The organism is Spirosoma koreense, from assembly GCF_054777875.1.
Genome location: NZ_BAAHAC010000005.1, coordinates 386,956 through 401,222, shown reverse-complemented (window position 1 = coordinate 401,222; position 14,267 = coordinate 386,956). Strand labels below are relative to the sequence as shown.

Here is a 14,267-nt window from a genome sequence, read left to right as displayed (position 1 = left end):
CATGAAGAAACACATTCAGCTAGATCAGCTGTCCACTAAACTTTCCCGCCGGACCATGCTGGGCGGAGCGGCTACGGCGGCCGTGGCTATCGTGCAAACGGCAACTGGCAAATCCATTCAGCAGGGCATTTCGGTCGCGGAGTTACTTCCAGACGATCCAACCAAACGAGTCGGCACACTGGCGGGTGAAGTAGGTACACGTTCGTCCTTCGAAAAGCTGGTTAAAAAGCCGTCTGACATTTCGTCGCGCTCGCCATTACAGGATTTTTACGGCATCATTACCCCCTCCGACCTTCATTTCGAGCGACACCACGCAGGGGTTCCAGTTATCGATCCTACTAAACACGAACTGCTGATTCACGGTCTGGTCGAAAAGCCGATTATTTTCACCCTGGCAGATCTGAAGCGGTTTCCCTCGGTATCGCGGATTGCCTTTCTGGAATGCTCGGGCAATTTCCGGACGGGCAAGGAAACGCTGATGCCCCAGGACATCTGTGGCCTCACCAGCCAGAGCGAGTGGACGGGGGTTAAGCTCTCGATCTTGTTTCGAGAAGTGGGGGTAAAATCTTCGGCCACCTGGTTTCTGGCCGAAGGCTCCGATGCGGCCATCATGACCCGCAGTATTCCCGTACAGAAAGGTTGGGATGATGCGATTATTGCCTATGCGCAAAATGGGGAAGCCCTCCGGCCTGAGCAGGGGTACCCGGTGCGGCTGTTTCTGCCCGGCTGGGAAGGCAACACATCGGTTAAGTGGCTTCGCCGGATCGAGTTATCGGATCAGCCGTACATGACCCGCGAAGAAACATCGAAATATACGGAGCCGATCAAAGACGCCGAACCGGTGCGCCAGAGCGACGGCCCGGGCAAATTTCGGCAGTTCAGTTTCGATATCGATGCCCGGTCGATCATTACGTTTCCTGCGTATCCAAAGAAGGTAGAGAAAGGTTGGATCGAAATTAGGGGAATTGCCTGGAGCGGGCGTGGTAAAGTTGTTCGGGTCGAGGTCAGTACCGATGCGGGTAAGAGCTGGAACCTGGCATCGCTGCAGGACCCGGTTCTCGACAAAGCCCACACCGCTTTTCGCTATTTGTGGAACTGGAACGGCCAGGAAACCGAAATTCTGAGCCGGGTAACGGACGAGACCGGGTACACGCAACCGACGTTGAAGCAATTAATCGAAGCACGGGGAAGCGGCAACTTTGGCTATCATTTCAACCCAATTACAGCCTGGCGCATTAAGCCGGATGGGGATGTGTTGTTTAAATGCGGAGCGTAAATAGTCTGGCAGGATTTAGGTTGACTATGGTCGGTATGGCCCTTACGGGACCGAATCAGAGCCTGACTGTTCATTTTTTCAAAGACCAGAACCGGTCTCCTCCGGAACACTTACGACTAAACAAACTGTTACCAGTCTATTGACGAACAGAGCCCATTACATGGCAAAAACCGATTTCGACGCCGTAATTGTTGGCTCCGGCCCCAACGGACTCAGCGCTGCCATTACCCTGCAACGGGCCGGACTCTCGGTGCTTGTGCTGGAAGCGAAAGACACCATTGGGGGCGGGTTGCGGTCGGCAGAATTAACCTTACCGGGCTTTGTGCACGATGTCTGTTCGGCGATTCATCCGCTAGCCGTAGGTTCCCCTTTTTTTCGGGCGCTTCCCCTCGCCGAACACGGTCTGGAGTTTATCGACCCACCAGTCCTGGCGGCTCATCCGTTCGACGGTGGCAGAGCGGCCGCTCTGTATGCATCGCTGGCCGAAACCGCTCAGTCACTAGGCGTCGATCAGCAGACGTACCGGAATCTGTTTGAACCGCTGGTCCAACACTGGCCCGCTCTGGCCCCCGATGTCCTTGGTCCGCTACGTTTTCCGAAGCACCCGATTGATCTGGCCAGCTTTGGTCTGGACGCCCTGCTGCCCGCTACGCAGCTTGTTAAACGGTTCAGTACTCAGGAAGCCCGCGGCCTATTAGGCGGCATGGCAGCTCACGCAATCCAGCCGCTGAGCAACCTGACCACTTCGGCTATCGCGCTGGTGCTGATGACGGCGGGTCACTTGTCGGGCTGGCCCGTTCCGAAAGGTGGTTCGCAGTCGATTGCCCGGGCACTGGCCTCCTATTTTTGTTTAATTGGGGGCAAACTCGAAACGAACCGGCTCGTTACGTCAATGAGCGATATTCCGTCTTCACGCGTCGTGCTGTTCGACATCACGCCCAGACAATTGCTGCAGATTGCCGGAGATCGATTTTCTCCGCTTTACCGACGGCAACTGGAACGGTATCGGTATGGTATGGGGGTGTTTAAGATCGACTGGGCGCTGGACGGTCCGATCCCCTTCACGAATACCGCTTGTCGGCAGGCGGGTACGGTGCATATCGGCGGGACGTTCACTGAAATTGCCGACGCAGAGCAGGCCACTTCCAACGGTAAACATCCCGACAAACCGTTTGTGTTGCTGGCGCAGCAAAGCCTGTTCGATTCAAGTCGGGCGCCCGAGGGAAAACATACGGCTTGGGCTTATTGTCACGTACCCAACGGCTCGACACTCGACCGCACCGACGCCATCGAACAGCAGATCGAGCGGTTTGCGCCGGGCTTCCGCGACCGGATCCTCGCCCGCCATACCTTCAATGCGGCACAGATGGAGCATTACAATCCGAACTACATCGGTGGCGACATCAACGGCGGGATTCTGGATATCTGGCAACTGTATACCCGCCCGGTTATCGGCCTATCGCCTTATGCTACCTCCGCACCGGGCATTTTCATCTGCTCCTCCTCTACCCCACCGGGGGGCGGGGTTCACGGCATGTGCGGCTATCATGCAGCCCGCGTGGCCCTGCGGGAAGAGTTTGGCCTACCTGCGCCGGTAATGCTAGTAGAAAACTAACGGAATGGAGTTAGTAGTGCGATTTCTGCTATTAATTGACTTTAGGTGTTCCTGGTACTAAAACGAGTATATGTACTGAAGAACGGATAAAAAAGTATATATACAAACGGAGATCAATTGTTACATCCGATACTATTCGATGTCTAAAGAGCAGGCTTGCCAGAAATGGCCTTTCAAAGCCTATTCTTTATGACAAAAATACGTTTACCTCTCATCGTTCTAAATTGTTGTCTACTGGGGTTAACAGGTCGGGCCCAAACCCTTTTCAACAATGCCAGTAACCTGGTCGCCGGCTCAGACAACACCGGTGCGCCAGCTTACCAGCCCGGTACCGAAGTACTGGCCTCTACTCCTGGACAGGGTGTCAGCTTAGCCCCTGGGGGAAGTTATGAACACGTCGGCCAGTTTTACGTGGCCGCCAACGGCATCTGGAACCGCACCCAAGCTAAGGACCAGTCCGCTATCGGCACCGACTACTTTGGCTACGCCCCCCTGGGCATTGGTGCCAACACGGCTTATCTGGGCAGAGGAATTCAGGGCGCTTCTCCGGCCAACGGCGGCAAGGGCACCGGCCGGCCGGCCTTCGGCCATTTACAACTCAACAGCACCGGTGAGTTTCCTCTCGAAGGCGGTATGTACATCACCCACTCGCTGGTCTTCAATGCCAACGGACCCGGTCAACCCAACGTGATTGCTACGCCCAACGCCACCAGTGCCGATTCGCCCTTAAACGCGGTGGTGTTCGATCCACAGGCTATTATACAGGGAAGCGATCATCAGAGCTACATCGATGGTTATGCCAGTGTGGGTGGCGTCAGCACTCCCTTCACCCTACCCATTGGCGATCCGGCCGGTGCGCCGTATGGCCTGCGCCCGCTGACCATCGACAGCCCTACTCCAGGTACCGTCACAGCTCGCTACCGGCATGCGCTGCAGCATCCGGCCGACGCCCTGGGCAGCGGCATTGGCTCAGTCTCCGCAATGGGCGACTGGCCTATTTCGGCACCCGAGGGCACTCAAGTGAGTGTTAGCCTGCCTGCTTTGACGGTTGACGCTTCCAAGGCTTCAAGCTTGCGGTTGGTAGGTTGGAATGGTAGTCAGTGGATCGCCTTGAGCAGCACAGCCACTCCTGGTGGGTGCGTAGGTGAAGGCTGTCAGTTGAGTGGCACTATGGCTGCTGGCATTACCGATCTGGCAATCGGATCGACTGATCGATCCACGTTTGGGGAGACGGGTGAATTACGGCTAACGGTTTGGCCCAACCCTACCCAGCGGGTATTGCAGGTGCGGGTTTCTTCCGGAGCAGCCATCCGCCGACTTCAGGCACTGGACCTGCAGAGCCGTCCGGTGACAGGCTCAATTGAAGGAAGTACGAGTCTGAATACCTCCAGTCTGGCTTCGGGCAGCTACATTCTGGAAGTGCAGACGGTGCAGGGACAAACCCTACGGACGCACTTTGTCAAGCAGCCCTAATCAATTTCTAATCCACTTTTCACCATTCTTTTTCATGAAACCAACCCTTATTCGGCTGCGGGCAGCGGTGAGCTGCCTTGTGCTTTGTTTTAGTTTGGTCGGTGTGCAAGCTCAGATGCGTGTCGGCCAGCCATCGGCTTCGCCCGACCCTTCGGCGGCCCTGGATGTCAGTGGTGGGCCTTATGCCACTGGTAGTCCCTATCGAGGCATCGCCCCTCCAAAGGTAGCGCTGATACAAAGCTCATTAGCTGCTCCAATTACCAATCCTACCGTAGGTTTATTAATCTATAACACCGCCAAGGCTACTGATGTAATCCCCGGCTATTATTACTGGGATGGGACTAAATGGAATCGCTTAAGTACAACGGGTAGCGGAGCGGTTCGCATAGCCGCAGCGGGTGATCCAGTTCCAGCCTATACTCTTGCACAAGTACATGCTTGGGCCGTATCGGGCACTGCTCCACCAACGCTCATGCTCATTGAACCGGGCCGCGAAGGACTGTTTCGTTTAGATGATACGGTAGATATTTCTAAAGGATTAGATGCAATGGTAGTCGTAACGGCCTCCCCAAATCCACACCGCTATAAACGGATAGCAGAAGGGAATGGTATTAACGTAAAATGGTTTGGAGCAAAGGGAGATGGACAAATGGATGACGCTCCGTATATACAAGCTGCCGTAAACTACGCTAAGCAGTCGAATACAGCTTCGGGGAGTCCAACGCACACCATTGTGTACTTTCCCGCTGGATATTATTTGATTCGTACCTCAATCGACATAACCAATACAAGCACTAAGCCTAATAATAATACCGATGGCATCTGGCTTGTTGGTGAGGGCGGTTCCCAATCGACTACGGTTATTTACGGGGCTACCCAGAATTATGCTATGTTTGACTTCTCTGGCTCAAGCTTTTCAGGTTGTGAAAACTTTCATTTTGCGGCTGACGACAATTTAGCGGCTGTTGAGGGAATCAACATATCCAAAATTGGGGTGCAATTTGCGCTGACTGCCAAAGGAGGACTTAACTGCGGAATTCGACACTGCTTCTTTCAGATGAGTGATGATCCTACCGCCAATGGTGGATTCGGTTCGATTGGACTGCTTAATATTCGTAGCGAAGAGTTTTTCATTGATCAATGTGTCGTTCAGGCGAATACACCGCTCGTGTTTAGCTACGATAAACATCTGGCTTTTTCCAGTACAACCAGTACACCTTCGGTTGATTTCACCGCTTCAAGTCTTTTTCAAGCTCTTTCTCCTGGCACCGGATCAATGGGTGACATTAGTATTAAGGCAACTTCATTGAAGGGGATCGATCGATATGGTTCAGCGATGGTTCTTAAAGGAACAAATAGTGTAAACTTTCAAGGGTATATTGGAAGAGTCAAGGTTGATGCAGGAACGTTTGAAACGGCTATTCTATGCGCCAATTCGACAACTCATTTGAAAGTTCATGCTACAGTCGAATCTTATTCCAGATTGCTATCAGCCAGAGACGGAGGATTTGACAATGGAGATGTTACGGCCATCATGTCTATAGCTAAAGTACCTTCGAGCGAGTTAGTAGATTTGACTAATACACCTACAGCGGGACTAAAACTCAATATAAACCTGCCTATTGCAGGAGATAGAAGTCGAACGATCCTCTATCATGACCCAGTAGGCGAAGGGACTCAACCCGCAACAGGGTCCATAATTAATAGTGAAATAAACTGTTCTTCCATTTCTGACAATCAGTATGTGATCTCACCGAACTTACTAAAAAAATCGAATAACTGCGTTTTCAATACGCCTAAACCGTTTGCTAAAAAAGAGGGCTGGATCAAGCAGTTAAATGAGCAAAAAGTATTCATCGGGCAAGTGAATCATGCTGACTCGGTAGCAACCATTTATCAATTTTTAGAAGCTCGTAGAAGTGGGGCTACAACATCAAACGCAGGTTTTTATCGTTTTAAAGTTGATGGAGTCATTAATGCAGGGAGCGTTAATTCGGGAAAGGGGGCCACAAGACCATTTACCGGAGAGATCGTTGTCAATCAAACTCAGGATGGATCAGGTACTCCTGTCGTCACGATGCTGCTTGGCAATCAAAGTACGAGTGACATTAGCTATCTGAACATAACCAATATTTCGTTAAAGCTTTCCTTCTCCGGAGGAGTTGGAACTGTAAAGGTTGTGGCAATAGTAAGTGGATCAGGGACGAATGAAGAGATAAATTTTCATGGAACGACGGCTGTCCAGCCTTTTTTCTATGCCAAAGACCCTATTTCCTACTGAAATTACCCTCGTGCGAAAAGTTTCCATTTAGTATGCCAACGTGGCCTATATTTCTGCTCAATTGCCACCCCGGCTACATTAGAGAGAAACAATCAACCAACAAAAAAGCCATACCTCAAGGTGGGCATGGCTTTCACGTTTTCTTAACCTAAACTAAAATCTTTGTACTGTATGTACTGCCGGGGCGCTTCCCCTCGTCGGTTGCTAACCGTCGTCAAGACCCTACACTCAACGGTCGGTTTCTGGCTGAATTCGCCCCGACAGTACACCTCTTATGTCTTAATTGCCTCCTTTTACCCGGTTCTGCTCGGCCGACGTAGCCGAATTCCGCTGCCGTTCGCCTTTCACGTTCTGATTGCCGAAGCGATAGGTAAACGTTAGCATGATGCGTCGGCTTTCCCAGCGCGATAAGACCCGGAAGTCTATATCCTGTACGGCTGCCCGGCCACGGAAATAATTCAGCCAGAAGGGGTCGTTTACATTCAGCTTGAAACTGCCTTTGCCTTCCATCACTTTCTTCTGAACACCGACGCTGAAAGCGCCCATCGGCTGCGAGCGGTAGAAGCCATACTGCGAAGCCGAGTTATACCAGCCCGACAGTTCGGCCGTCATGGTTTTGCTCAGCGTGAAGTTTTGCGACGTGTACAGATTGTAGGCAACCAGCTTCACTTCGTAGGGCGTACCCGAATAGAAGGTCTGGTAGTTCTGGTAGTACGAGTTGATGTTGTTCTGCATCTTCCACCATTTCGTGACCGTCACCGGGAAGCTGATGTTCAAACTCACGTTGTCCAGATGCCCCTGGTTTTCGGGTGTTACGTAGGTAATATTTTCTGATGCAATCTGCCGGGGCGTCTCCTGGTTAATGAAATCCGTCGTCCGACTGAAGCCCAGCGTTGTCGTAAACATGTTCTTGTACACATGCGTCAGTTCGACCGAATTGGTGTACTGAGGCCGCAGGAACGGATTTCCTTTGCTGTATGTGTACGGATCGAGGTAGAACACGAACGGATTCAGGTTCTGGTAGTCAGGCCGGTCGATTCGGCGGCTGAACGACAGGTTTAGAACATTATTCGTATCGAGCTGACGCGACAGGAACATCGTCGGGAACAGATTCAGGTAATTGCGGTCGACCGTTTGGTTCAGCGTCACGGAGGTACCGACTGAGTGGGTATGCTCAGCTCGAAGCCCAGCCTGCACTTTTAGCTTTCCGAACTTACCCGCGTAGTTGATGTAAGCCGCGTTGATGTTCTCGTTGTATTTGAACTGATTCGAGCGGCTGGCATCCGGTAGCCACTGCCGGGTCTCCTGCACCAGCGTATCGTAAATCGTGTTGTTATCGGCGTCTACAAAGCTGCTTTTTAGGCCAGCTTCCAGGCGACCGGTCTTAGTCGGGTGTACGTAGTCGGTTTTGAAGGCCGCAATGTTAATCGTCGAGGGCATGTTGTTCCGTACATCCTGATTCGGCCGAATCGGCTGATTGGTGGTGCCGTAATAAATGGTACTCAGGTTATTGGTGTTCTGACCGCCATAGTGGACGTAATCCGCATCGATGGTCCATTCGCGGCCTTTTCCGTCGAAGTCGTATTTGTAATTGACGTTGCCCGTCAGGTTCGACAGGTAGTTACGCGCGTCGGTGCGGGTAAACGGTTTGCTGGTCTGCTGGTGATTCTCATCGCTGATCAGTGTATTGTTCTGACCGTCTGACCGCCAGTCGTTCGAGAACCCGTTGACCAGCACGCCGATCGTACTTTTATTACTGACGAAATAATCCAGCCCGGCTTTGTAGGAATGCCCGACAAACTGGTTCGGACGGTACGAAAACTGGTCAAAATAAGTGGTGCGTCCGTTGAACGGAATCACCCGGTTGATTTCATTGTTCTGAGCGCTCTGCCGGTTGGTGTAGCTGTAGTTACCGAACAGGTTCACTTTTCCTTCGCGGTGGTTCAGGTTCAGCGAGGTGTTCAATTTAGGCAGATCCTTGCGGCCACCACTCAGATTGTTGACCCAGCCGTAACCACCACCCACGATAAACGTACCGTTGGTGCCGAAATTCTTATTCTTCTTCATCTTAATGTTGATGATCCCCGAATTACCAGCCGCATCGTATTTGGAGCCGGGATTGGTGATGATCTCAATCGACGCAATGTTATCGCTGGGTGTATTTTTCAGCAGATTCGACACTTCCTGCTGCGAGAGGTAGGTTTGCTTACCGTCGATGTAGACAATGACGCCCGACTTTCCTTTCAATTGGATCTGGTCGTTCTGGCGATCGATGGTCACCCCAGGTGCTTTTTCCAGCACTTCCAGCGCCGTACTCCCGCTGGCGACGATGCTGTTCTCTACGTTGACCACCGTGCGGTCGACCTGCTGCTCAATAAACGGTTTCTGAGCAACAACCTTCACTTCGGTCAGGTTTTTTGACTCATCGGTCATGGCCAGCGCCGGCAGTTCAATGGCTGGCTGCGCTTCGTCGATGGCGAACGGTGCACTATACGTTTTGTGATAACCGATTTGCTGAGCAGCTACCAGATACCGACCAGCACCAATATTTTCGAACGCATATTTACCGTCTGCGTCACTGATCGCACCCTTTACCAGCGTCGAATCTCTCGCTTTCAGGAGCATCATGGTCGTAAATTCAAGCGGCTTTCCAGCTACGGTTCCCACTTGCCCTTTAACGGTTCCTCGGGTCAGGGGCTGTCCAAACGCCGAAGAAAGCGTCAACAGCAGCAGGCAGTAGAAAGCTGTGAGGAGTAAGATGTGAGTAGATAATGACTTTTTCATGGCACTGTGTCTTAGAAGATCGCCCTGCGTTGCTATCAGAGTACATGGCAAAGGTAGGTAGTATGCATCGCAAAGTACCTGTTCTTACATAAGCGGTCTGAACGGCAGGATGAGTGGATTTGAACGGGTTGAACAGGTAGTTCTGAAGAGATTTTGAATCAAAGACAGAAGCCCTGAAGAAAGGTTGCACGTCTGAACCAGGATTTTTATGATTTATTTGATTGACTGTGAATTTGCGTTCTCTGAACGCTTTCTGAAAGCACAGTCAATCAAACAAATCATAAAAATCCCGTTGGGTTGCCGATGCGGTTCAGATTTTCACTCCCACGGCCCACACGCTGGCGTCGGGTCCTTGCCCCGCCCGGAAAGGGCTGTTGGGTTCATAGCGGAAAAACAGTTTGGGATTGCCCCGGAAGCCTAGCTCAGAAGTCAGTCCCCAGCGAACCGGGTTAAGGTTATAGGCATTGTGCGTTCGTACGGCCGAGCCACCTACGGGCTTTACTTTCGTGTAGCTATCCAGGCGCATGCCTACATATGCACCCGCACTCAGGGTTAATCCCGATTGAAACCGCAGGTTCAGCATAACCGGCAGATTCAGTTGCGTGGTTACCAGCTTCGACCGACGCAGATCTTTATCGGACTGCTCGATGACTAACTGACCGTTCCGTTCTACCAGCATGTTCCGGTCTTCGAACATAAAATTATTCCAGGCCACTTCCGGGCCGGTAATCAGCCGCAGTTTAGCAGAACCGAGTCTGGCCAGCGGAATCCGTTCCTGCCAGGACAACGCCACGAAGCGTGACCCAATCGGACGGAGCGAGTAGTCGGTCGGGAGCGAGGTGCCGAAGTTGTTGAAGCCTACATAAAAATTGATTCCCGACGTAATGCGGTCGAAGGTTTTATGGTGGGTATACCCTGTCGGGGCCGTCGAGTCGGCAGCGGTCGTGACGGTTACCGTGGTTTGAGCCATTGCGGTTGTCGAAGCCACCAGCAGGGCAGTAGTCAGCAGGTTATGGAGCGTTTTCATGATAGTATCCGATATGTCAAATGAAAAAATTTGAAGTTATCGATTCGCGAAATCGGGTTCCTTTTGTTGTTTGACAAGAAGATGTCAGAACCCCCATAGCAGGTTGCACGGCCTCCATTTTTTTTCTAAAAAAAATTCAGCGTCTGCTTCCAGTGCCTTAAGTCGACACTGGAAGCAGACGCTGAATGGAGAAAATTTGTATTGGGGATTCGGCTACGTAATGGGCAGATAAATCATAAATGTAGCTCCCTGCCCTAACTGACTGACAGCCGTAATGGTCCCGCCATGGTTGGCGGCCACTTTTTCGCAGATAGCCAGCCCGATACCCGTTCCGGCATATTCGTTTCGGCTGTGTAATCGCTGAAAGACCTGGAAGATGCGATCGATGTATTTTTCGTCGAAACCGATTCCGTTGTCGATGATACGAATCAGATGGTAAGCGGCTGCCATCCGGGTAGGCTTAACCGTTTTGGGAAGCGCACTGGCCATGACCGTACTGACCTTGATCTGAACGATCGGTACGACACCTGTTTTCTGAAATTTGAGCGCGTTACTCAGCAGATTCTGAAATAGTTGCCGGAGTTGCGACTCATTGCCCGATACAATCGGCAGCGGATCGATCTCTAGCTGCGCGCCTGTCTGCCTGATAGCAATTTCGAGGGTATCGAGCACGTCGGAAACAACCCGATCCAGGGGCACCGGATCGGCCGCTTCCTGACGGGTCGAAATGCGGGAAAACGTTAACAGGTCTTTGATCAGCAACGACATCCGGCTGGAAGCCGTTTGCATACGCTCCAGATAACCAGCTCCCTCGCCTAACCGATCTGCATACTGGCTTTTCAGAATATCACCGAACGACTGGATTTTACGCAGTGGTTCCTGAAGATCGTGGCTGGCAATGTAAGCGAACTTTTCCAGGTTCTCGTTAGAGCGCCGAAGGTCCTGATTCGAGGCTACCAACTGCTCCGTCCGTGCCTGAATTTCCTGTTCGAGGTTAGCAGCCAGTTGCTTCTGCTCATGAATGTCGGTGGCCGTACCGACCCAGAGCCGTATGGCACCGGTTTCGTCCCGAATGGGTAACGCCCGGTTCAGATGCCAGCGGTACATACCGTCGGTACCCCGACGGTACCGACTCTCGACCACAAAAATCGCTCCGTCGGCCAGGGCTTTTCTGAATGTGGTCAGGAAATGCTCCCGGTCGTCAAGATGAATCGTGGTCAGCCAGTCGACCGATCTGGTTTCCTCGACCGTCAAACCGGTGTATTCATACCAGCGCTGATTATAAAAATTCACTTCGCCGTCGGGGGTATTGGTCCAGGTCATCTGCGAAATCGCTTCCATCAGTGTCCGGAACCTCTGTTCGCTTTCTTCGATAGCCTGGCGCGCCAGCACCTGCTCCGTTACGTCGATAGCCATATCGACGATGGCGTAAATCTGCCCTTCGGCATTGCGCAAAGGTTTGTAGGTAAAATTGAAGTAGTAGGTTCTGAGCGCTCCTCCTACTTCCAGCTCGGCCCGGGCCTCCTGAGCGCTGTACTCTTTTCCGGTCGTGTATACATCATCCAGAATCTGGAGAAAGGGCTGCCCCTGTAATTCTGGTAGGGCTTCGCGCAGGGGCTTACCCGTCACCGACGCATCTTTACCCCAGAATCGCAGCATTTTTTCGTTGGGCATTTCTACCACCATGTCGCGTCCAACGAACAGGCTGATGGCCACCGGCGCTTCGGCAATCAGATTCCGAAACCGTTGTTCACTTTCCTGCAGGGCTTTTTTGGCCTCGACCTGGCTGGTCACTTCCGTAGCGATAACCATCACGCCACTCACCAGCCCGGTCTCATCCTGCACCGGAGCGTACACAAAATTAAAGTAGGCTTCGTCCAGTTGTCCCTTACGATAAAGCCAGGCCAGGGTAGCAAAACCGTAGTGCGCAACGCCCGTATCGTAAACCTCTTCCAGGAGTTGGACAAAACCCTGGTCTTTAATTTCGGGGAGGGCACGAAGGAGTGGCTTGCCGATGATGGATGCCTCTTTGCCCCATATTTCAAGCATGGCCGTATTGGCGCTTTCCACGACCATCTCCCGCCCGTTCAGAATCCCGATCGCTACCGGAGCCTGGGTAATCATGTTTCGGAACCGTTCTTCACTGGCCCGTAAGCGGGCTTCGGCTTCGACCCGCTCGCTGATGTCGTAGGCAATGATAACCATGCTCTGGTCTTTATCCTGCGAATCGACCAGACGCGTTACGTTCATCTGTACCCAGCGCGATGCGTTGTCTTTCCGGATGTAGCGCTTCACCAGATTGAAAAACGGGCGCTTACCCTCGACGACTTCCCGAAATAACCGCCGATTTTGTTCGCGATCTTCGGGATGGGTCAGTTCGATACTGTTCAGCTTACACAATTCGTCTGCCGAGTAACCGGTCAGTTGTGTATACGCTTCGTTGACAACGGTGAAATTGGCCTGCTCATCCGTAAAGGCCATACCCACCGTAGTGTTGGCAAACGCAATCCCAAACCGTTCTTCGGCTTCGCGGAGGGCGCGGGCTTTTTCTCGCTGCTCGGTCACGTCCAGAGCAATTCCCGAAAAGGAAACCGGTTTTCCGGTTTTCGTAAATAGATATTGCCCCAGTACTCTGACCCAGTGGATCGATCCATCGGCCCAGATAAACCGTACTTCGTAAGTAATGGAGCCCGTTTGAGCGCCGTTTTCGTAGGCTTTGTCCCGGAGGTGACGATCGTCGGGATGAACGTACTCTTTCAGGGCATCACGTGCGATTCCGAGCGTTTCCTCGCCCGTCACGATCCGGGCAAAAGCCGGGGAGTAAATTATTTCATCGGTGGCCAGATCGACCGAGAACGAGCCCGCGCCCGATCCTTCCAGGGCCATTTTGGCCTGCTGCTCCGACAGCGTCGACTTTTCGCGGGCAACCATTTCAGCCGTGATATCCTGAGCGATTCCCGAAAATCGATATGCCTGCCCGGTTTCGGTAAACAGCGCCTGGCCGATCGAACGAATCCAGCGTAGCTTGCCGTCGTCTTCGCCGATCATGCGGTAGCGAACATCATAATGCCCCCCCGACTCTGGCTTCAGCGCCCACTGGATGGCATTATCGACCCGGCCCCGGTCGTCTGGATGCAGGTAACGTAAGGTATCGACATAAACAGTGGTGCCGTAGCCGGAAAGGCCAAATATTTCCCTGCACATGTCGTCCCAGGTGACGATTCCCTGAACGATATCCAGTTCCCAGGTTCCTAGCTGGGCCGATTTCAGCGCAAACCGCAGCCGCTCTTCGCTTTCCTCGCAAGCCCGCTGCAGCGCAACCCGTTCTGAGACATCCTGCATGGCCCCCACCATCTGCAGGGGCTTTCCGTCGCGATGCAGGATGTAGCCACGGTCATAAACCGTTGCATACGTGCCGTCGCTCCGCCGGAACCGGTACTCATCGGACCAGTTGGTGCCTCCCCCATCGATCACCTGATGAATACTGTGTAAAACGTGCTCCCGGTCGGCGGGGTGGATACGACTTACCCACGACTCCTCCACGCTCTGACTGCCTCTGGGCTCATAGCCGAACAGGGTGGAGAAGCCTTCATTCCACCATACTGTATCAGCTTCCAGATCCCAATTCCAAACGGCATCCCGGGTTGCTTTTGTCAATAACTCGAACAATTCGCCGGGCACTATAGAATTTGTGTTCAAGAGTGTGTTTTTACAAACTGATTTTGCGTCTATAAAGATAGAGCCTATAGTGTCAATCTGCGCGTTTAGGCAACAGGTTTTCGTTGCTAAAAGCAATGGCACACCTGCCTAT

At 52.5% G+C, this 14,267-nt stretch carries 7 protein-coding genes; 4 read left to right on the top strand and 3 right to left on the bottom strand.

Annotated elements, in window-relative coordinates:
- Position 1: 1 nt before the first annotated feature.
- The 4 genes from soxC to ACYVC2_RS07420 all read left to right on the top strand — a co-directional run bounded on the left by soxC (position 2) and on the right by ACYVC2_RS07420 (position 6,645).
- Positions 2-1,276, top strand: coding sequence for a sulfite dehydrogenase (soxC, locus tag ACYVC2_RS07435; protein ID WP_461101674.1), 1,275 nt, complete (start codon positions 2-4; stop codon positions 1,274-1,276).
- 160 nt (positions 1,277-1,436) lie between these two features.
- On the top strand, positions 1,437-2,891 hold the full coding sequence (locus tag ACYVC2_RS07430; RefSeq protein WP_461101673.1) for a phytoene desaturase family protein: 1,455 nt from the start codon (positions 1,437-1,439) through the stop codon (positions 2,889-2,891).
- A 189-nt stretch (positions 2,892-3,080) separates the two neighbouring features.
- Positions 3,081-4,364 (top strand): T9SS type A sorting domain-containing protein, encoded by a 1,284-nt coding sequence (locus ACYVC2_RS07425; protein WP_461101672.1) that lies wholly within the window; start codon positions 3,081-3,083, stop codon positions 4,362-4,364.
- A gap of 34 nt (positions 4,365-4,398) precedes the next feature.
- A complete protein-coding gene (locus ACYVC2_RS07420) occupies positions 4,399-6,645 on the top strand; it encodes a glycosyl hydrolase family 28-related protein (protein ID WP_461101671.1) in 2,247 nt (748 codons plus the stop codon).
- Between the two features lie 279 nt (positions 6,646-6,924).
- Here ACYVC2_RS07420 and ACYVC2_RS07415 read toward each other — a convergent pair whose 3' ends face one another.
- The 3 genes from ACYVC2_RS07415 to ACYVC2_RS07405 form a co-directional block, all read right to left on the bottom strand.
- Positions 6,925-9,429, bottom strand: a complete 2,505-nt coding sequence (locus ACYVC2_RS07415; RefSeq protein ID WP_461101670.1) for an outer membrane beta-barrel protein — start codon at positions 9,427-9,429, stop codon at positions 6,925-6,927.
- A gap of 310 nt (positions 9,430-9,739) precedes the next feature.
- The gene (locus ACYVC2_RS07410) at positions 9,740-10,456 is read right to left on the bottom strand and encodes an outer membrane beta-barrel protein (protein WP_461101669.1); all 717 of its coding nucleotides are present in this window, start codon (positions 10,454-10,456) and stop codon (positions 9,740-9,742) included.
- A gap of 213 nt (positions 10,457-10,669) precedes the next feature.
- Positions 10,670-14,155 carry a PAS domain-containing sensor histidine kinase gene (locus tag ACYVC2_RS07405; protein WP_461101668.1) on the bottom strand — a complete coding sequence of 1,162 codons (3,486 nt, stop codon included), beginning with the start codon at positions 14,153-14,155 and terminating at the stop codon, positions 10,670-10,672.
- Positions 14,156-14,267: the final 112 nt, after the last annotated feature.